The 19,426-nt window shown below is 72.2% G+C and carries 16 protein-coding genes and 1 pseudogene; 14 read left to right on the top strand and 3 right to left on the bottom strand.

Annotation, left to right across the window (positions count from 1 at the left end):
• Positions 1-13: 13 nt before the first annotated feature.
• Genes AB0P35_RS05395 through AB0P35_RS05385 form a run of 3 tightly spaced genes read right to left on the bottom strand, consistent with a single transcriptional unit; the run spans position 14 to position 3,059 of the window.
• The gene (locus AB0P35_RS05395; RefSeq protein WP_363506786.1) at positions 14-382 is read right to left on the bottom strand and encodes a DUF742 domain-containing protein; all 369 of its coding nucleotides are present in this window, start codon (positions 380-382) and stop codon (positions 14-16) included.
• Between the two features lie 11 nt (positions 383-393).
• A complete protein-coding gene (locus AB0P35_RS05390) occupies positions 394-822 on the bottom strand; it encodes a roadblock/LC7 domain-containing protein (protein WP_095874268.1) in 429 nt (142 codons plus the stop codon).
• Entirely contained in the window at positions 819-3,059 is a 2,241-nt protein-coding gene (locus AB0P35_RS05385; RefSeq protein ID WP_363506783.1) for a nitrate- and nitrite sensing domain-containing protein, read from the bottom strand. The genes AB0P35_RS05390 and AB0P35_RS05385 overlap by 4 nt, the downstream gene beginning before the upstream one ends.
• Positions 3,060-3,263: 204 nt before the next feature.
• Here AB0P35_RS05385 and AB0P35_RS05380 point away from each other — a divergent pair, with 204 nt between their 5' ends.
• The 14 genes and pseudogenes from AB0P35_RS05380 to AB0P35_RS05315 all read left to right on the top strand — a co-directional run bounded on the left by AB0P35_RS05380 (position 3,264) and on the right by AB0P35_RS05315 (position 19,398).
• A complete protein-coding gene (locus AB0P35_RS05380) occupies positions 3,264-4,211 on the top strand; it encodes a DUF2520 domain-containing protein (protein WP_363506780.1) in 948 nt (315 codons plus the stop codon).
• Positions 4,211-5,104: a pantoate--beta-alanine ligase gene (gene panC / locus AB0P35_RS05375; RefSeq protein ID WP_363506777.1), complete on the top strand. Its 894-nt coding sequence runs from the start codon at positions 4,211-4,213 to the stop codon at positions 5,102-5,104. Before AB0P35_RS05380 ends, panC begins: the two co-directional genes overlap by 1 nt.
• 77 nt (positions 5,105-5,181) lie before the next feature.
• Complete coding sequence (gene panD / locus AB0P35_RS05370) at positions 5,182-5,658, top strand: aspartate 1-decarboxylase (protein WP_095874264.1); 477 nt, start codon at positions 5,182-5,184, stop codon at positions 5,656-5,658.
• 16 nt (positions 5,659-5,674) lie between these two features.
• Positions 5,675-7,333 (top strand): L-aspartate oxidase, encoded by a 1,659-nt coding sequence (locus AB0P35_RS05365; RefSeq protein ID WP_363506774.1) that lies wholly within the window; start codon positions 5,675-5,677, stop codon positions 7,331-7,333.
• A gap of 194 nt (positions 7,334-7,527) precedes the next feature.
• On the top strand, positions 7,528-8,490 hold the full coding sequence (gene nadC, locus AB0P35_RS05360; RefSeq protein ID WP_363506771.1) for a carboxylating nicotinate-nucleotide diphosphorylase: 963 nt from the start codon (positions 7,528-7,530) through the stop codon (positions 8,488-8,490).
• A 25-nt stretch (positions 8,491-8,515) separates the two neighbouring features.
• The gene (locus AB0P35_RS05355) at positions 8,516-9,301 is read left to right on the top strand and encodes a type III pantothenate kinase (protein ID WP_095874261.1); all 786 of its coding nucleotides are present in this window, start codon (positions 8,516-8,518) and stop codon (positions 9,299-9,301) included.
• A 175-nt stretch (positions 9,302-9,476) separates the two neighbouring features.
• Entirely contained in the window at positions 9,477-10,148 is a 672-nt protein-coding gene (locus AB0P35_RS05350; RefSeq protein ID WP_363506768.1) for a hypothetical protein, read from the top strand.
• Positions 10,149-10,287: 139 nt separating this feature from the next.
• Positions 10,288-11,847 (top strand): annotated as a pseudogene (lysX, locus tag AB0P35_RS05345) (bifunctional lysylphosphatidylglycerol synthetase/lysine--tRNA ligase LysX); the annotation flags it as partial.
• Between the two features lie 4 nt (positions 11,848-11,851).
• On the top strand, positions 11,852-12,010 hold the full coding sequence (locus tag AB0P35_RS05340) for a hypothetical protein (protein ID WP_363506765.1): 159 nt from the start codon (positions 11,852-11,854) through the stop codon (positions 12,008-12,010).
• 122 nt (positions 12,011-12,132) lie between these two features.
• On the top strand, positions 12,133-12,561 hold the full coding sequence (locus AB0P35_RS05335; RefSeq protein ID WP_363506762.1) for a BlaI/MecI/CopY family transcriptional regulator: 429 nt from the start codon (positions 12,133-12,135) through the stop codon (positions 12,559-12,561).
• A 9-nt stretch (positions 12,562-12,570) separates the two neighbouring features.
• On the top strand, positions 12,571-13,098 hold the full coding sequence (locus AB0P35_RS05330) for an amino-acid N-acetyltransferase (protein ID WP_095874257.1): 528 nt from the start codon (positions 12,571-12,573) through the stop codon (positions 13,096-13,098).
• A 116-nt stretch (positions 13,099-13,214) separates the two neighbouring features.
• On the top strand, positions 13,215-13,571 hold the full coding sequence (locus AB0P35_RS05325) for an Lsr2 family protein (protein ID WP_363506758.1): 357 nt from the start codon (positions 13,215-13,217) through the stop codon (positions 13,569-13,571).
• 612 nt (positions 13,572-14,183) lie between these two features.
• Positions 14,184-16,703, top strand: coding sequence for an ATP-dependent Clp protease ATP-binding subunit (locus tag AB0P35_RS05320; RefSeq protein ID WP_363506755.1), 2,520 nt, complete (start codon positions 14,184-14,186; stop codon positions 16,701-16,703).
• A gap of 343 nt (positions 16,704-17,046) precedes the next feature.
• Positions 17,047-19,398, top strand: coding sequence for an immune inhibitor A domain-containing protein (locus AB0P35_RS05315; RefSeq protein WP_363506752.1), 2,352 nt, complete (start codon positions 17,047-17,049; stop codon positions 19,396-19,398).
• Positions 19,399-19,426 lie beyond the last annotated feature (28 nt).

The raw sequence follows: 19,426 nt of genomic DNA, 5'->3' as shown, positions 1-19,426 counted from the left end.
CGGCGGGCCGGTGTCAGAGCCGGCGCAGGCCCTGGATCACCTCGCGCAGCAGCCGGACGTCCGGACGGCCGGCCTCGGCGGCGGCCCGGCCGACCGCGACCAGGCCGGCCTGCACGAGGTCGCCGAGCAGCACCCGCAGGGCGCCGATCGGCAGGTCGGCGTCGGCGGCCAGCTCGGCGAGCGGGCAGGCCCGTGCCCGGATCCGCTCCAGCAGGGCGCTGCGGGCGTGATCCAGCGGTGCGGCCGGCTCGGCGTCCGGCACCGCGGAGACGGCGGCCAGCAGGTCGTACCGCTCGGCGGCGGCGGAGCGGGTGCGCCCGCCGGTGAGGGTGAACGGCCGGACCATCGGGCCGGCCTCGTCGTCGTACCAGTGACCGCTCACGGGGCCGCCCGTCAGTCGCGGGCCGGGTCGGCGTCGGCCCGGGCCGGGGTGGACAGATGGCGGCCGACCCGGCGGACGAGCATCTGCATCTCGTAGGCGATCTGGCCGACGTCCGCCTGCGGCCCGCACAGCACGGCGAGGCAGCTGCCCTCGCCGGCCGGGGAGACGAAGAGGAAGGCGTCCTCCAGCATCACCATGGTCTGCCGGACGCCGCCCGCCGCGAAGCGGCTGCCGACGCCCTTGGCGAGGCTGTGGAAGCCCGAGCAGACGGCGGCGAGGTGGTCGGCGTCCTCGGTGCTCAGGCCGGCGGAGGCCGCGGTGGGCAGTCCGTCGGAGGAGAGCAGTACGGCCCGGCGGACGTGCTCGGTGCGGTCGACCAGGTCCTCCAGCAGCCAGTCCAGGCCGTCGGCGGCCGGCGTGGTGGTGTCGGGCGTGCTCATCGTTCGTCCTCCGGGTGGTGCGGGCTGTGGGGGCCGCGGCCGCGGTCCAGCCCGCGCTGGAACGCGCCGAAGACGGCGCCCATCTCTTCGGCCGACACCTCGGCGGGCGCCGGGGCGGCCGGTCGGTCGGCTGTGTCCGGTGCGCTGTCCGGGGTCTTCAGCTGCGGGGCCAGGGACGCCTGGCGGGTCCGGGTGGGCAGGGCGCGCCGCATCGGCAGCACGGCGGCGGCCGGGGTGTCGACGGCCGGCGCGGGCTCGGCGGGGGCCTCGGGCGCCGGGACGGGCCGCGGGCCGGGCGCGGGCTCGGGCGGCTCGGCGAGCACGGTCCTCGGCAGCAGCACCACGGCGGTGGTGCCGCCGTACGGGGAGCGGCGCAGCGTCACCTCGATGCCGTGCCGGCGGGCGAGCCGGCCGGTGACGAAGAGGCCGAGCCGCTCGGCGCGGGTGGGGTCGAACTCCCGGGGGTCGGCGAGGGTGCGGTTGGCGGCGGCGAGTTCCTCCTCGTCCATGCCGAGGCCGCGGTCGTCGATCTCCAGGACGCAGCCGTGGGCGGCCTCGCCGGCCCGCATGGTGACCTGGGTGTGCGGGGGCGAGAAGGACGCGGCGTTCTCGATGAGTTCGGCGACCAGGTGGGCGAGGTCGGCGACGGCCGCGCCGGCGATGAACACCTGCGGCATCGGCGGGACGACCACCCGCTCGTACTCCTCGACGGCGCCGACCGCGGAGCCGACCACCTCGACCAGCGGGACGGGCCGGCGCCACATCCGGCCGGGGGCGGCGCCGGAGAGGATGATCAGGCCCTCGGCGTGGCGGCGCATCCGGGTGGCCAGGTGGTCGACCCGGAAGAGGTCGGCGAGCTCGTCGGGGTCGGTGGCGCGGCGCTCCATGGTGTCCAGCTGCTTGAGCTGGCGGTGGATCAGGGCCTGGCTGCGGCGGGCGATGTTGACGAAGACGGCGGAGATGCCGGACCGCAGCCGGGCCTGTTCGACGGCGGCCTCGACCGCGGCGCGCCGGGCGTGGTTGAGGGCGCGGCCGAGGTCGCCGATCTCGTCGTCGTCCTCGCCGGCGGCGAACGCGAGCCGCGGTGCGGCGCGTTCCACGTCGACCGTCTCGCCGGCCGCCAGCCGGCGGACGACGTCGGGCAGCTGGCGGTTGGCCAGCCGGTCGGCGGCGACCCGCAGCCGGGCCAGCCGCCGGGTGATCCGGCGGCCGGTGCGCACCGAGTACCAGACGGAGAACACCACGGCGAGCAGTCCGCCGCCGCCCGCGAGGCCGGCCTTCAGCAGCTGGTCGCCGGCGTAGGCGCGGCCGCGGGCGGCGGAGTTGAGGGCGGCGTCCTGGCACAGCTCCATGTAGCGGTGGACGACCGGGTCCATGGTGGTGCGCCAGCCGCCGCGGTCGACGGCGCGGCCGGCGGCGTCGGCGCCGGGCTCCAGGACGCCGTCCTCGGCGGCGACCAGGGCGGTGTAGCGGGGGTCGACGGCGAAGGTCTCGAAGCCGGCCCGGGAGTCGGCGGGCAGTGCGGCGACGTAGGTGCGCTGGAAGACCCGGCGGTCCTCGACGACGGCGGCGAAGGCTCGGAACTGCGCGGGGGTGAAGGAGCCGGCGGCCCGGGCGCCGGAGCCCAGGGCGTCCTCCCGGGAGACGAACTCGCGGACCCGGACCAGCTCGACGACCACCTGGGCCTCGCGGGCGAGCCGGCCGGCCTGCAGCGCGGTGAGCGCGGACTGGACGGCGAAGGAGGGTTCGACGACGGCGGTGTAGCGGTCGACCGCGGTGTCCCAGCCGAGGGAGCGGGTGATCACGGCCTGCCGGAGCGGGGTCAGGCCTTCCGTGCCGCGCAGCACGGCGGCGAGGGTGCCGCGCTGTTCGGCGGTGAGCCAGTCCTGCCGGTCGGGGTTCTCGGCGGCGGCCCGCATCGCGCGGATCTTCTCGTCGGTGCTCCGCTGCTGGTCGGTGTAGGCGGCGAGGGCGGCCTGGTCGCCGCCGGAGCCGAGGTACTCGGCGGCCAGCCGGCGCTCGATCTGGATCTGGCCGACGGCGGTGTCCACCGGGCTGCCGAAGTACGAGTAGGCGTCCTTGAGCCGGACGAGGGCGCGCAGGTCGCCGGTCATCGAGACCATCGCGAAGGTCCACAGGCCGACCAGGGCGACCACGGGGATCAGCACCAGCGCGATGATCCGGGTACGGATGGTGCGGGGGCGGCGCGGACGGGCAAGGCCGAGGCGTCTGGGCATGGTCTCCCTCGGGGTCCCGGGGCTCGGACTGCGCCAAGTTACCCGCCCGTAGCGTTCGGAGCGCCGGCTGGGTCGTGAAGCTTCCGTGGAGATCCGGCGGCCCGGCCCCGCCCGGCCGGGCCGCACCGGGGGCCCCGTACGATGGAGCGGTACGTCTGGTACCTGCACAGGACTGGAACGGGAAGCAATGACGAGGGCCGAGCGGTGAGCGCGTCCGACAATGCCCCGGCCCTCGGGCCGACCGACCCCTTCGGCGATCCGCTGGACCCGGAGAACCGGCCCGCCCGGCTCGCCGTCGGCGTGGTCGGCACCGGCCGGGTGGGCCCCGCCCTGGGCGCCGCCCTGCAGCTGGCCGGCCACCGGGTGGTCGCCGCCTCCGGGGTGTCCGCCGCCTCCCGGCGCCGCGCCGAGGCCCTGCTGCCGGGTGTCCGGCTGGTGAGCCCGCCGCAGGTGCTGGCCGCCGCCGACCTGGTGCTCCTGACGGTGCCCGACGACGCGCTCGCCGACCTCGTCGCCGGGCTGTCCGCGACCGGCGCGATCCGCCCGGGCCAGCTCGTGGTGCACACCTCCGGCGCGCACGGCGTGGCCGTGCTGGAGCCCGCCGCCCGCGCGGGCGCGCTACCGCTGGCGCTGCACCCGGCGATGACCTTCACCGGCACCTCGGTGGACCTGGCCCGGCTGGCCGGCTGCCCGTTCGGGGTGACCGCCCCCGAGGAGCTGCGGCCGGTCGCCGAGGCGCTGGTCGTGGAGATGGGCGGCGAGCCGGAGTGGGTGCCCGAGGAGGTCCGTCCGCTCTACCACACGGCGCTCGCGCACGGCTCGAACCACCTGGTCACGCTGGTCTCGCAGGCGATGGAGCTGCTGCACAGCGCCGGGGTCGCCGAGCCGGGCCGGCTGCTCGGCCCGCTGCTCGGCGCGGCCCTGGACAACACCCTGCGCTCCGGCGACGCCGCGCTCACCGGCCCGGTCGCCCGCGGTGACGCGGGCACGCTGCGCCGGCACCTGGAGCAGCTGCGGACGGTGTCCCCGGACATCGGCCAGGCATACCGTGCGATGGCCCGGGCCACCGCGCAGCGGGCGGTCCGCGGCGGATCGCTCAAGGAAGAAGCGGCGGCGGCGCTGCTGGACGTACTCAACGAGGAGACCCCCTGATGGCACGCGGCAAGCAGCCGGCGAAGACGGCCCCCCGCACCACCGCGCTCACCCGGACCGTCGACGAGTTCGAGGCCGCGTTCTGGCCCGACGAGCAGCCGGTGGAGAACGCCGTGGTGATGACCATGGGCGCGCTGCACGCCGGCCACGCCGCGCTGATCCGCGCGGCCCGCCGCCAGGTCGGCCGGGACGGCCGGGTCGCGGTGACGGTCTTCGTCAACCCGCTGCAGTTCGGCGCCGGCGAGGACCTCGACCGCTACCCGCGCAGCCTGGACGCCGACCTGGAGGTGGCCCGCGAGGCGGGCGCCGACGTGGTGTTCGCCCCGACCGCCGAGGAGATGTACCCGAACGGCGAGCCGCTGGTGCGGCTGTCCGCCGGGCCGATGGGCGACGGCTTCGAGGGCGCCGCCCGCCCGGGGCACTTCGACGGCATGCTGACCGTCGTCGCCAAGCTGCTGCACATCACGGACCCGGACTTCGCGCTCTTCGGCGAGAAGGACGCCCAGCAGCTGGCGATCGTCCGCCGCATGGTCGCCGACCTGGACTTCGACGTGGAGGTCGTCGGCGTGCCGACCGTCCGCGAGGAGGACGGGCTGGCGCTCTCCTCCCGCAACCGCTTCCTCTCCGACACCGAGCGCGCGCAGGCGCTGGCCCTGTCCGGGGCGCTGTTCGCCGGCCGCGACGCGGGCGCGCAGGGCGCCAAGGCGGTCCGCGAGGCCGCCGCGGCCGTCCTGGACGCCGCCGAGGGTGTCACCCCCGACTACCTCGCCCTGATCGATCCGGACTCCTTCACCGAGGCGCCGGACGACTTCACCGGCGAGGCGGTACTGGCCGTGGCCGCCAAGGTGGGCTCCACCCGCCTGATCGACAACGTCGGCGTCATCGTCCGGTAGCTCCACCAGCGTTCGACCCCCGTAGGCATGCACTCTCCCCCGGCCCGGCCGGGGGTCCCACCAGGAGGCGTGACCAGATGCTCCGCACCATGCTCAAGTCCAAGATCCACCGGGCCACGGTGACCCAGGCCGACCTGCACTACGTCGGCTCCGTCACCGTCGACGAGGACCTGCTCGACGCCGCGGACCTGCTCCCCGGCGAGCTCGTCCACATCGTCGACATCAACAACGGCGCCCGCCTGGAGACCTACACCATCGCGGGCCCGCGCGGCTCCGGCGTGATCGGCATCAACGGCGCCGCGGCCCGCCTGGTGCACCCCGGCGATCTGGTGATCCTCATCGCGTACGGCCAGATGGACACCGCCGAGGCCAAGGCGTACCTGCCCAAGGTGGTCTTCGTGGACGGCGACAACCGGATCACCGGCATGGGCGGGGACCCGGCCGACGCACCCGAGGGCAGCGGCCTCGTCCGCGGTGATCTGACAGTGGACACGCCCAAGTCGGCGGGAGCGTACCGTGATGCGGACGGCGCGACCGCCGACACCGCACGCTGAAGGAGCGACTGAAGCCATGCAGTATCGCCTGACCGCCCCGGCACCCGGCTGGACCGCGACCACCGACGTGGTCGTGGTCGGTTCCGGCGTCGCCGGCCTGACCGTCGCGCTGAACGCCCGCAAGGCCGGTCTGCGGGCCACCGTGGTCACCAAGGCGATGCTCGACGACGGCTCCACCCGCTGGGCCCAGGGCGGCATCGCCGCCGCCCTGGGCGAGGGCGACACCCCCGAGCAGCACCTCGACGACACCCTGGTCGCCGGCGCCGGCCTGTGCGACGAGGACGCGGTCCGCGCCCTCGTCACGGAGGGCCCGGACGCCGTCCGGCGGCTGATCGCCGTCGGCGCCGCCTTCGACCAGGACGCCGACGGCTCGATCCTGCTCACCCGCGAGGGCGGCCACCACCGCCGCCGGATCGCGCACGCCGGCGGCGACGCCACCGGCGCCGAGATATCCCGCGCGCTGGTCGCCGCCGTCCGCAGCGACCCGGGCATCGAGCTGATCGAGCACGCGCTCGTCCTCGACCTGCTCACCGACGCGGAGGGCCACGCCGCCGGGCTGACCCTGCACGTGATGGGCGAGGGCCAGCGCGACGGCGTCGGCGCGCTGCGCGCCCGCGCCGTGGTGCTCGCCACCGGCGGCATGGGCCAGGTCTTCTCCGCGACCACCAACCCGGCGGTCTCCACCGGCGACGGCGTCGCGCTCGCGCTGCGCGCCGGCGCGGACGTCGCCGACCTGGAGTTCGTCCAGTTCCACCCGACCGTGCTGTGGCTCGGCCCGGACGCCGAGGGCCAGCAGCCGCTGGTCTCCGAGGCCGTCCGCGGCGAGGGCGCCCACCTGGTCGACGCCTCCGGCGAGCGGTTCATGCTCGGGCAGCACGAACTCGCCGAACTCGCCCCGCGCGACATCGTCGCCAAGGCGATCACCCGGCAGATGCAGCTGCGCGGCACCGAGCACATGTACCTCGACGGCCGGCACTTCGGCGCCGAGATGTGGGAGCACCGCTTCCCGACGATCCTCGCCTCCTGCCGGTCGCACGGCATCGACCCGGTCACCGAGCCCGTCCCGGTCGCGCCCGCCGCCCACTACGCCTCCGGCGGCGTCCGCACCGACCTGTCCGGCCGCACCAGCGTGCCCGGCCTGTACGCCTGCGGCGAGGTCGCCTGCACCGGCGTGCACGGCGCCAACCGGCTGGCCTCCAACTCGCTGCTGGAGGGCCTGGTCTTCGCCGAGCGGATCGCCGCCGACCTGGCCGCCCGGCACGCCGCCGGCGACCTCCCCGAGCGCACGGTGGACGTCGCCGCGGCCCGCGGCGCCCGCCCCGTCCCGCTGCTCGCCCCGGAGACCCGCGCCGAGGTCCAGCGGCTGATGTCGCGCGGCGCGGGCGTGCTGCGCTCGGCCGCGTCGATGGCCGCCACCGCGGAGGGGCTGGCCCGGCTGGCCTCCGACGCCCGCGAGCTCTCCACCGAGGAGAAGCCGGCCGACCCGCGGGTGGAGACCTGGGAGGCCACCAACCTGCACCTGGTGGCGACCGCCCTGGTCGCCGCCGCGGCACTCCGTGCGGAGACCCGCGGCTGCCACTGGCGCGAGGACTTCCCCGAGCGCGACGACGCCCACTGGCGGCGCCACCTGACCACCACCCTCGACGAGACGGGTGCACCGTGCGTCCAGGGGTGAGCGGAGCACGGACGCGTGGAGCCGCCTCCCGGCCGCCGGGCCCGGGGTCGACCGCGCGACCGGCCACCGCCCGACAGCACCATCGCGGCACCTGCACCACACCCCCTTCGGGGCGGGTGCGGCGCCGCACCTCCCGCATCGCGCGGTTCCCCGCGCACCTGGCCTGACCCAGCCGATCAACGAGGAGCACCACCATGACCCACGACGAACTCCCGCTCGCCTCCGCCGGCGGCTGCGGCGACGGCTGCGCCTGCGGCGAGGGCGAGGCGTACGAGACCGGTCTGGACCCGGCGCTCGCGGCGCTGCTGGAGGAGGCCGGCCTGGACCCGGTCGAGGTCGAGGACATCGCGATGCTCGCGCTCGGCGAGGACCTGGCCGGCGGCGAGGACGTCACCTCGGTGGCGACCGTCCCGGCGGACGCCGTCGCCACCGCCGACTTCACCGCCCGCCAGGCCGGCGTGGTGGCCGGCCTGCGGGTGGCCGAGGCCGTGGTCTCCCTGGTCTGCGAGGAGGAGTTCGAGGTCGAGCGGCACGTCGAGGACGGCGCCCGGGTCGAGGCCGGCCAGGTGCTGCTCTCCGTGCGCAGCCGCACCCGGGACCTGCTGACCGCCGAGCGCAGCGCGCTCAACCTGCTCTGCCACCTGTCCGGCATCGCCACCGCGACCCGGGCCTGGGCGGACGTCCTGGAGGGCACCGGCGCGGTCGTCCGGGACACCCGCAAGACCACCCCGGGCCTGCGGGCGCTGGAGAAGTTCGCGGTCCGCTGCGGCGGCGGCGCCAACCACCGGATGGCGCTGTCCGACGCCGCGCTGGTGAAGGACAACCACGTGGTGGCGGCCGGCGGTGTCGCGGAGGCGTTCCGCGCGGTGCGGGCGGCCTACCCGGACCTCGCCGTCGAGGTCGAGGTCGACACCGTGGACCAGATCACGCCGGTGCTGGAGGCCGGGGCGGACCTGGTCCTGCTCGACAACTTCACCGTGCCGCAGCTCAAGGAGGCCGTCGCCGTGGTGGCCGGCCGGGCGAAGCTGGAGGCGTCCGGCGGACTGACCCTGGCCACGGCGCGCGAGGTCGCCGAGACTGGTGTCGACTACCTGGCCGTCGGTGCCCTGACGCACTCCTCTCCGGTCCTCGACATCGGCCTCGACCTCCGCGCCTGACCCAGCCTCAACAGAAAGCCGTCCTGTGCTCCTGACCATCGACGTCGGCAACACCCAGACCACGCTCGGCCTGTTCGACGGCGAGGAGATCGTCGAACACTGGCGGATCTCCACCGACCCGCGGCGCACCGCGGACGAGCTGGCGGTGCTGCTGCAGGGCCTGATGGGCGCCCACCCCATCGTGTCCGCCGACGACCGGGTGGCCGGGCTGGCGATCTGCTCCTCGGTGCCCGCCGTGCTCCACGAGCTCCGCGAGGTGACGCGCCGCTACTACGGCGACGTGCCCGCGGTGATCGTGGAGCCGGGGGTGAAGACCGGGGTGCACGTCCTGATGGACAACCCCAAGGAGGTCGGCGCCGACCGGATCGTGAACGCGCTGGCCGCCAACCACCTGTACGGCGGCCCGTGCATCGTGGTGGACTTCGGCACCGCCACCACCTTCGACGCGGTGAACGCCCGCGGCGACTACGTGGGCGGCGCGATCGCGCCGGGCATCGAGATCTCGGTGGAGGCGCTGGGGCTGCGCGGCGCGCAGCTGCGCAAGATCGAGTTGGCCCGCCCCCGCAACGTCATCGGCAAGAACACCGTTGAGGGTATGCAGTCCGGCATCCTGTACGGCTTCGCCGGGCAGGTCGACGGCCTGGTGAACCGGATGGCCCGGGAGCTCGCCAAGGACCCGGACGACGTCCAGGTGATCGCCACCGGCGGCCTGGCGCCGCTCGTCCTCGGCGAGGCCGAGACCATCGACGTGCACGAGCCCTGGCTCACGCTGATCGGCCTGCGGCTGGTCTGGGAGCGCAACAAGGTCTGAACGGGCCTGAGTGCCAAGCCTGCTGACGGTCGGTCGGCCCCGCCGGGCCGACCGTCGGCAGGTCGGATCAGCGGCAGATACGCCAATCGGGACAACTGCGGCGCCAATCGCCCGAAATCGGACGTACGCCACGTACTGTCACCTCATGCCTACGCCACACGGATCGCGCGGCGGCATGGCTTTCAGCGCCGACGAAGTCCGCGTGCTGCGCCGCGCCCTCGCCCAAGCCCTCTACCCGGCCCTTCCCGACCGGCTGCAGCCGCCCGGACCGTCCGCCGCACACGTGGCGGAGGACGTGCAGGACGCCCTGCAGCTCACCGAGTCCATCGACGAGGCGGTCCGGGAGGGCGGCCGGCTGCGCAGCTTCCTGCTGGCCGACCTGGCCCGCTACCGGTCGGCGCTGCCCGGCAGCGCCCGGGGGTACCTGGAACGGCTGGAGGAGGCCGTGACGGACGGCTACCTCCCCACCCCCGAGGACCTGTCGGCGCTGCGCTCGCTCTCCCGGCAGCCATGCGGCCACACCGAGCACGCCCGGCGCTCCCGGCTGGCCGGCCGCTGCCACGCGCTGGCCGAGGCCGAGGTCCGCGAGCGGCTGTCGCTGGCCGCCGGCCAGCGACACCTGACGGCCGTGCCGAGCCCGGTGTCCGACCCCCTGCCCGCCACCATCGTTGGAGGACGCGTCCCGATGAGCAGCACCCCCAGGCCCCCGGCCCCCGGCGAGCAGCCGCAGCCCCGCAGGATGCCCACCCCCGCCGAGCTCTTCGGCCGCCGCCCCAAGGCCCGGCCGCAGCCCCAGCCGCCCGCCCCCGAGGACGAGGAGACCGAGCTCGCCACCGGTACCGGCTGAGCCTCGGCCCGGGCCCCGGCGGCCCCGGAGCGCCCCCGCGGCCTCCGGGGCCGCCGCCCGTCCGGCGCGGGCCCGTCCCACCCGGCACGGAGCGGGCCCCGGCGGTGGCTACCCTTGTGGGGTGAGCGATCAGACCACCGCCCCCGCGACCGACGACCTCCCCGAGCAGATGCGCGTCCGGCGCGAGAAGCTGGACCGGCTCCGGGCGGCCGGAATCGACCCGTACCCGGTCGGATTCCCCCGCACCACCACCATCGCCGACCTGCGTGCCAAGCACCCGGACCTGGCCGCGGACACCGCGACCGGCGAGCGCGTCGGCATCACCGGCCGCGTGATCCTGGCCCGCACCGGCGGCAAGCTGTGCTTCGCCACCCTGCGCGACGGCTCCGGCGACCTGCAGGTGATGCTCTCGCTCGACAAGCTGGGCGAGGAGCGGCTGTCTGCCTGGAAGACCGACATCGACCTCGGCGACCAGGTCGGCGTGGAGGGCGAGGTCATCACCTCCCGCCGCGGCGAGCTGAGCGTCATGGTCGACCGCTGGGAGCTCACCGCGAAGTGCCTGCGGCCGCTGCCGGACAAGCACAAGGGCCTGACCGACCCGGAGGCCCGGGTCCGCCAGCGCTACGTGGACCTCATCGTGAACCCCGAGGCGCGCGAGATGCTCCAGCTGCGCACCAAGGTGATCCGCTCGATCCGCCGCACCTACGAGGACCGCGGCTACCTCGAGGTCGAGACCCCGATGCTGCAGCCGATCCACGGCGGCGCCAACGCCCGTCCGTTCAAGACGCACATCAACGCCTACGACATCGAGCTCTACCTGCGCATCGCGACCGAGCTCTACCTCAAGCGGCTGGTCGTCGGCGGCGCCGAGAAGGTCTTCGAGATCAACCGGAACTTCCGCAACGAGGGCGCCGACGCGACCCACAACCCGGAGTTCACCGCCCTGGAGTCGTACGAGGCGTACGGCGACTACGACACCCAGGCCGAGCTGATCCGCGCGATCATCGTCAACGCCGCCCGGGACGCCCTCGGCACCACCGTGGTCAAGGGCCTCGGCCCGGACGGCGAGGAGCACGAGATCGACCTGGCCGAGCCGTGGGAGGAGGTCTCGGTGTACCCGGGCATCTCCGCGCGGATCGGCACCGAGATCACCCCGGAGACCTCCGTCGAGGAGCTCCGCACGCTCGCCGACAAGGCCGGCGTGCCGTGGGAGAAGGAGTGGGGCCACGGCCAGATCGTGCTGGAGATGATCGAGCGGCTGCTGGAGCACCACGCGATCCGCCCGACCTTCATCAAGGACTACCCGACCGAGGTCTCCCCGCTGACCCGCCAGCACCGCTCCGTCCCGGGCGTCGCGGAGAAGTGGGACCTGGTGATCTTCGGCACCGAGATCGGCACCGCCTACTCCGAGCTGATCGACCCGGTCGAGCAGCGCGCACGGCTGACCGCCCAGTCGCTGCTGGCGGCCGGCGGCGACGTCGAGGCCATGCAGCTGGACGAGGACTTCCTGCGGGCCCTGGAGTACGCGATGCCGCCCACCGGCGGCCTCGGCCTCGGCGTCGACCGCCTGATCATGCTGCTCACCGGCAAGAACATCCGCGAGACGGTGCTCTTCCCGCTGGTGCGGCCTGATCAGCAGAGCGGGGCGGCCGCGAAGGGCAGCGGCGCCGCCGCTGCGGACGACGCAGAAGAGGAGTGACCTGATGGACTACGTGAGCGCGATCGTGCCGCCGCTGGTCATGGCGATCGGTTTCGGCTTCCTGGTGCGGGCGATCATCCGCAGCCAGGGCGGCGCCCAGAAGGCCAAGGAGGACGCCGCCGCGGACGCGATGGCCACCTCGGCCGGCCGCGCCGCGGAATAGCCGCAGCGGGCCGTTCGGACACCACCGGCGCGCCGGCGCCCCCCGCCAGGGGGGTGGCGGCGCGCCGGTCTGCTTGCCGAATCGCCGATTTTGTCCGAATCAGTTCCTATCCTGGCCGGACTATGGTGCGGCAACTCGGAGAACTCGAGAACGACATCATGACCAGGGTCTGGCAGTGGAACCGCCCGGTCACGGTTCGCGAGGTTCTGCAGGATCTGCGGACGGAACGCGATATCGCGTACACCACCGTGATGACGGTGCTCGACAAGCTGTACAGAAAGGGCTGGCTGCGCCGGGAACAGGCGGGCCGGGCGTATCGATATGAGCCGGTGTCCTCGCGCGAGGCGTACACCGCCGCTCTGATGAACGACGCCTGGGCGACGAGCGACAATCCGGCGGCGGCACTCGTGCACTTCTTCGGACTGATGTCGCCGGAGCAACGCGAGGCACTGCGGGACGCACTGCGGGTCGCCGCCGTCCTTCCTTCCGAACCGGCGCGCCCCGCGGCGGACCGGGACACCGGGGAGACCGGGGGCGGCGCGGCACGATAGCGTCCCGGCATGGAGGTCACCATCCGCCGTGCGCGGACCACCGACGTGCGGGCCGTACGGACACTCATCGACGCGTACTCGCGCGACGGCATTCTGCTCGACAAGCCGACGGTCACCCTGTTCGAATCCGTGCAGGAGTTCTGGGTGGCCGAGCGCGACGACACCGGCACGGTGATCGCCTGCGGGGCGCTGCACGTCATGTGGGAGGACCTCGCGGAGGTCCGCACGCTGGCGGTGCACCCGTCCTGCACCGGACACGGCATCGGGCACCTCCTGCTGGAGAAGCTGCTGCAGACCGCGCGCTGGCTCGGCGTACGTCGGATTTTCTGCTTGACGTTCGAGGTGTCGTTCTTCGCGAAACACGGTTTCGTCGAGATCGGGGAAACCGACGATCGTACGTCAGACCCGGCGGCCGTGGCCACGGAAGTCTATGAAGAACTCCTGCGCTCGTACGATGAAGGAGTCGCGGAGTTCCTGGACCTGGAGCGGGTGAAGCCCAACACTCTGGGCAACTCGCGCATGCTCCTGCGCCTCTGAGCGCGCCCTTGTGAGCCTTGCGGGACGCATCCTGATCGGGTAGGGGTTTGAGTTTTCCGGGAAAAGGCGGTTTCCTTTGCCTAGACAATGGCTCGTTTACTCGGAAAGGGAAGCCCGTGGCACAGAGGGTGCAGGTCATTCTTGAAGACGATCTCGACGGCGGCTCCGCGGACGAGACGGTGATGTTCGCGCTGGACGGCGTCGCCTACGAGATCGACCTGAAGGGCGCCAACGCGGACAAGCTCCGCGATCTGCTGGCCCCGTACGTGGAGAAGGGCCGCAAGCAGAGCGGCCGGATCGCGGGTGCGCGCCGCAGCACCGGCGGCAGCCGCGCCGCAGGCCGTACGGCCACCGCCGGCCCGGACACCGCGAAGATCCGCAGCTGGGCCAAGGAGCAGGGCCTGGAGATCAACGACCGTGGTCGCGTCCCGAGCGACATCAAGGCGAAGTACGACAAGGCACACGCCTCCTGACCGGCGGCCGGGCCCCGGGGCCCGGCGCTCCGGATCCGGCCGATCGCCTGCGGCCGCCCTGGCAGGTGCATGATCGGCCGGTCCGATGACGGGCAGCGGGACGGCACCGGGCTGTGCAACGCTGTAGGAAGCGGAACGGCCCTGCGGGAAGCGTCCGACCGGCGGTACCCGCGGGCCCGATCGGCCGTCCGAACGGGCCGGCCCGCCTGATGCGGCGTCATTCCCGCCGCGCCCACCGGCGCTCCGGGACGGACTTCTCGCCAGGCGAACAGCGCCACCGGGCAAAGAGCGCGAATCTCACCCGGATACCGGGTATGAATGCAGGTGGGCGGGGTCGCAGGGCCCCGGCCGAGGCAGTTCGCGCGGCCGGCCGGCCCCGCACCGCGGTGTCTGTTCGCCGATGGCGTAGCGGTCATCAGGTGCATCCGGGCCCCCCGTGGGAACACCGTCTCCCAGCATCAGGTTGGGAATGGTGTCGGCTGGTCGCGCAGCATGATGTCCCCACGCGAGTGGGGGTTGTCCGTGGGCCGCGCCGCTGAGCGGGACTAGCATGCGGAAGGACAGGGCGGGGACGGACCCCGAACTGGCCGACCGCTCTGAGGAGCGAAAACGATGTTCGAAAGGTTCACCGACCGCGCGCGGCGGGTTGTCGTCCTGGCTCAGGAAGAAGCCCGGATGCTCAACCACAACTACATCGGCACCGAGCACATCCTCCTGGGTCTGATCCACGAGGGTGAGGGTGTCGCCGCCAAGGCCCTGGAGAGCCTCGGGATCTCGCTCGAGGCGGTCCGGCAGCAGGTCGAGGAGATCATCGGCCAGGGGCAGCAGGCCCCGTCCGGCCACATCCCCTTCACCCCCCGGGCGAAGAAGGTCCTGGAGCTGTCGCTCCGCGAGGCCCTTCAGCTCGGCCACAACTACATCGGCACCGAGCACATCCTGCTCGGCCTGATCCGCGAGGGCGAGGGCGTCGCCGCCCAGGTCCTGGTGAAGCTGGGCGCCGATCTGAACCGGGTCCGGCAGCAGGTCATCCAGCTGCTCTCCGGTTACCAGGGCGGCGGCAAGGAGTCGGCCACCGCCGGTGGCCCCGCCGAGGGCACTCCTTCCACCTCGCTGGTCCTCGACCAGTTCGGCCGCAACCTGACGCAGGCCGCGCGCGAGGCCAAGCTCGACCCGGTGATCGGGCGCGAGAAGGAGATCGAGCGGGTCATGCAGGTGCTGTCCCGCCGCACCAAGAACAACCCCGTGCTGATCGGTGAGCCGGGCGTCGGCAAGACCGCCGTGGTCGAGGGTCTGGCCCAGGCGATCGTCAAGGGCGAGGTCCCGGAGACGCTGAAGGACAAGCAGCTCTACACCCTGGACCTCGGCGCCCTGGTCGCCGGCTCCCGGTACCGCGGTGACTTCGAGGAGCGCCTGAAGAAGGTGCTCAAGGAGATCCGCACCCGCGGCGACATCATCCTGTTCATCGACGAGCTGCACACCCTGGTCGGCGCGGGCGCCGCCGAGGGCGCGATCGACGCCGCCAGCATCCTCAAGCCGATGCTGGCCCGCGGCGAGCTGCAGACCATCGGTGCCACCACGCTCGACGAGTACCGCAAGCACCTGGAGAAGGACGCCGCGCTGGAGCGCCGCTTCCAGCCGATCCAGGTCGCCGAGCCGTCGCTGCCGCACACCATCGAGATCCTCAAGGGCCTGCGCGACCGGTACGAGGCGCACCACCGGGTCTCGATCACCGACGCCGCCCTGGTCGCCGCCGCCACCCTGGCCGACCGGTACATCTCGGACCGCTTCCTGCCGGACAAGGCGATCGACCTGATCGACGAGGCCGGCTCCCGGATGCGCATCCGCCGGATGACCGCGCCGCCGGACCTGCGCGAGTTCGACGAGAAGATCGCCGAGGTCCGCCGCGAGAAGGAGAGCGCGATCGACGCGCAGGACTTCGAGAAGGCCGCCTCGCTGCGCGACGACGAGAAGCAGCTGCTCACCGCGAAGGCCAAGCGGGAGAAGGAGTGGAAGGCCGGCGACATGGACGTCGTCGCCGAGGTGGACGAGGAGCTCATCGCCGAGGTCCTGGCCACCGCCACCGGCATCCCGGTCTTCAAGCTGACCGAGGAGGAGTCCTCCCGCCTGCTGCGCATGGAGGACGAGCTGCACAAGCGCGTCATCGGCCAGAAGGACGCCATCAAGGCGCTCTCCCAGGCCATCCGGCGCACCCGTGCGGGCCTCAAGGACCCGAAGCGCCCCGGCGGCTCCTTCATCTTCGCCGGTCCGTCCGGTGTCGGTAAGACCGAGCTGTCGAAGACGCTGGCGGAGTTCCTCTTCGGCGACGAGGACGCGCTGATCGCGCTCGACATGTCCGAGTTCTCGGAGAAGCACACGGTCTCCCGGCTGTTCGGCTCCCCGCCCGGCTACGTGGGCTACGAGGAGGGCGGCCAGCTGACCGAGAAGGTGCGCCGCAAGCCGTTCTCCGTCGTCCTCTTCGACGAGGTGGAGAAGGCCCACCCGGACATCTTCAACTCGCTGCTGCAGATCCTGGAGGACGGCCGCCTGACCGACTCCCAGGGCCGCGTGGTCGACTTCAAGAACACGGTCATCATCATGACCACCAACCTCGGCACCCGGGACATCTCCAAGGGCTTCAACCTGGGCTTCGCGGCCACGGGCGACGCCACCAGCGGGTACGAGCGGATGAAGGCGAAGGTCAGCGAGGAGCTCAAGCAGCACTTCCGGCCGGAGTTCCTGAACCGTGTCGACGACATCGTGGTGTTCCACCAGCTGTCCGAGGACGACATCATCCAGATCGTCGACCTCATGATCGCCAAGGTGGACGGCCGCCTCAAGGACCGCGACATGGGCCTGGAGCTCAGCGTCGAGGCCAAGAAGCTGCTGGCGAAGAAGGGCTACGACCCGATCCTGGGCGCCCGTCCGCTGCGCCGGACGATCCAGCGCGAGATCGAGGACCACCTGTCCGAGAAGATCCTCTTCGGCGAGCTGCGCGCCGGCCACATCGTGGTCGTCGGCACCGAGGGCGAGGGCAAGGAAGCGAAGTTCACCTTCCGCGGCGAGGAGAAGTCGCCGGTGGCGGACACCCCGGCCGCCGCGGTCGGCTCCGCCGGCCCGGACCTCACCAAGTAACCGGTAGTACGCAAAAGGACTCGGCCCCGACGGATCGTCGGGGCCGAGTCCTTTTCAGTTTTAAAACTGTTTAGACATCCATAACCTGTGATTTTGCCCCGTCCGGCCCCCGGGCGGGGCAACATGCGCGCTCGTGCGCGTGCGATGGATGCCCCAACTGTGGGCCAGGCTTTACTCTTGACCGATCGTCAGTTGATCACGGATCCCGGAGGATAGCGTCGTGATCATGCATGGTCAAGGTCTTTCTTTTTGACCGAGCCTTGGATCAAATGTCGTCCACCTGTCTTTCATTGGTTCGCCGGCGGGCCAAGAGCCGTGCCGGTAAGGGGAGGACGTCACCACGTTGAAGATATCCAAGAGGGCCGCTGCGGCCACTGCTGCCATCGCGGTCACGGCCGCGCTCGGCACGGGCCTGCTGCCCGGGACGGCCACCGCCGCCACGCCGGCCCCTGTCTCGCACGACCCCGCCGACGCTCAGGCGCTCAAGGTCGACCACGACCTGCCGGGCCCGCTGACCGCCAAGGTCGAGGCCGAGCAGAAGGCCGCCACCGAGCAGCTCCTGGCGGGCACCGCCAAGATCGAGAAGCACGGCAGCAGCACCTCCGTGAAGCTGGGCCGCGACAAGTACGTCGAGCTGGCCCGTGAGCGCACGGACAAGATCTTCACCATCCTCGTCGACTTCGGCGACCAGGTGGACAGCACCACCACCACGCCCGACGGCAAGGTGAAGTACGGCGGCCAGCCCGGCCCCGCGCACAACCTGATCGCCCAGCCGGACCGCACCAAGGACAACTCCACCGCCTGGCAGGCTGATTACAACCAGCAGCACTACCAGGACCTGTACTTCAACAAGACCGGCGACTCGCTGAAGACCTTCTACGAGAAGCAGTCCTCGGGCCGCTACTCGGTCGACGGCCAGGTCACCGACTGGGTGAAGGTTCCGTGGAACGAGGCCCGTTACGGCTCGGACTACTGCGGTGCGCACGTCTGCAACAACGCGCAGGACCTGATCCGCGACGGCATCAACGCCTGGGTCGCCGACCAGAAGGCCAAGGGCCAGACGGACGAGCAGATCAAGGCCACCATCGCGCAGTACGACCAGTGGGACCGGTACGACTTCGACCACGACGGCAACTTCAACGAGCCCGACGGTTACATCGACCACTTCCAGATCGTGCACGCCGGTGAGGACCAGTCCGCCGGCGGCGGCGTCCAGGGCACCGACGCGCTCTGGGCCCACCGCAGCTACGTCTACGGTGCCCAGGCCGGCAAGACCGGCCCGGACAACAACAAGCTCGGCGGCACCCCGGTCGGCACCAGCGGCCTCTGGGTCGGCGACTACACCATGCAGCCCGAGAACGGCGGCCTCGGTGTCTTCGCCCACGAGTACGGCCACGACCTCGGCCTGCCGGACCTCTACGACACCACGGGCAAGGACGACAACTCGGTCGGCTTCTGGTCGCTGATGTCCTCCGGTTCCTGGCTGGGTGACGGCAAGTCGTCGATCGGCGACAAGCCGGGCGACCTCGACGCCTGGAGCAAGCTGCAGCTCGGCTGGCTGAACTACGACAAGGCCAGCGCCAACAAGCTGTCCTTCCACTGGACCGGTCCGGCGGAGTACAACACCAAGCGCCCGCAGGCCGTGGTGGTCGACCTCCCGAACAAGACCGTCACCACCGAGATCAACACCCCGTTCGCGGGTGCGAACGAGTGGTGGAGCGGCAGCGCGGACGACCTGAACGTCTCGCTGGTGCGTGATGTCGACCTGACCGGCAAGACCTCGGCGACGCTGACCGCCAAGGCCTGGTACGACATCGAGCAGGACTACGACTACGGCTACGCCGAGGTCTCCACCGACGGTGGCGCCCACTGGACCGCCGTCGACGGCACCTTCAACGGCACCCCGCTGCAGAAGGACGGCGCCGACGCGCCGGGCCTCACCGGCAACTCGGGCGGCAAGTGGGGCGACCTGTCCTACTCGCTGAACGCCTACGCCGGCAAGGCCGTCAAGGTCCGCTTCCACTACACCACCGACGGCGGCCTGCACATGAAGGGCCTCGCGCTGGACAACATCGCGATCAACGCCGACGGTGCCGCGCTGTTCAGCGACGACGCGGAGCAGGGTGACAACGGCTGGACCGCCACCGGCTTCTCGCGGATCACGGGCAAGTTCTCCAAGGACTACGCCCAGCACTACATCGTCGAGAACCGCCAGTACGTGTCCTACGACACCACGCTGAAGACCGGTCCGTACGTGTTCGGTTCCGCGGCCCGCCCGGACTGGGTGGACCACTACCAGAACCAGAACGGCATCCTGATCTGGCTGTGGGACACCTCGCAGTCCGACAACAACGTCACCGACCACCCGGGTTCCGGTCTGATCCTGCCGGTCGACTCGCACCCGACCCCGATCGCGTGGGCCGACGGCACCCTGATGCGCTCGCGCATGCAGGGCTACGACTCCACGTTCGGGTTCGAGCGCACCGACGGCCTGCAGGTCCACCGGGCCGACGTGCTCACCAAGATCCCGAGCGCGGCCGGCGTCACCACCTTCAACGACCACACCAAGAAGTACTGGGACGAGAAGACCCCGTACTCCAGCGTGAAGGTGCCGGACACCCACACCGCGATCGACGTGCTGTGGAACAGCTCCAACAAGCTGGAGACCATCCTGATGGTCCGTCCGTCTTTCTGATCGGCACCTACGGGTACTGACAGTTGAC

Source organism: Kitasatospora sp. NPDC085879 (assembly GCF_040686255.1).
GTDB lineage: Bacteria > Actinomycetota > Actinomycetes > Streptomycetales > Streptomycetaceae > Kitasatospora.
This window is presented reverse-complemented; position numbering and strand designations above follow the sequence as displayed.

What these genes read in the sequence shown, in the direction of transcription:
- AB0P35_RS05390 (WP_095874268.1), bottom strand. Translation starts at nt 822, where the DNA reads ATGAGCACGCCCGACACCACCACGCCGGCCGCCGACGGCCTGGACTGG.
- AB0P35_RS05385 (WP_363506783.1), bottom strand. Translation starts at nt 3,059, where the DNA reads ATGCCCAGACGCCTCGGCCTTGCCCGTCCGCGCCGCCCCCGCACCATC.
- panC (WP_363506777.1), top strand. Translation starts at nt 4,211, where the DNA reads ATGGCACGCGGCAAGCAGCCGGCGAAGACGGCCCCCCGCACCACCGCG.
- panD (WP_095874264.1), top strand. Translation starts at nt 5,182, where the DNA reads ATGCTCCGCACCATGCTCAAGTCCAAGATCCACCGGGCCACGGTGACC.
- AB0P35_RS05365 (WP_363506774.1), top strand. Translation starts at nt 5,675, where the DNA reads ATGCAGTATCGCCTGACCGCCCCGGCACCCGGCTGGACCGCGACCACC.
- nadC (WP_363506771.1), top strand. Translation starts at nt 7,528, where the DNA reads ATGACCCACGACGAACTCCCGCTCGCCTCCGCCGGCGGCTGCGGCGAC.
- AB0P35_RS05350 (WP_363506768.1), top strand. Translation starts at nt 9,477, where the DNA reads ATGGCTTTCAGCGCCGACGAAGTCCGCGTGCTGCGCCGCGCCCTCGCC.
- AB0P35_RS05340 (WP_363506765.1), top strand. Translation starts at nt 11,852, where the DNA reads ATGGACTACGTGAGCGCGATCGTGCCGCCGCTGGTCATGGCGATCGGT.
- AB0P35_RS05335 (WP_363506762.1), top strand. Translation starts at nt 12,133, where the DNA reads ATGGTGCGGCAACTCGGAGAACTCGAGAACGACATCATGACCAGGGTC.
- AB0P35_RS05330 (WP_095874257.1), top strand. Translation starts at nt 12,571, where the DNA reads ATGGAGGTCACCATCCGCCGTGCGCGGACCACCGACGTGCGGGCCGTA.
- AB0P35_RS05320 (WP_363506755.1), top strand. Translation starts at nt 14,184, where the DNA reads ATGTTCGAAAGGTTCACCGACCGCGCGCGGCGGGTTGTCGTCCTGGCT.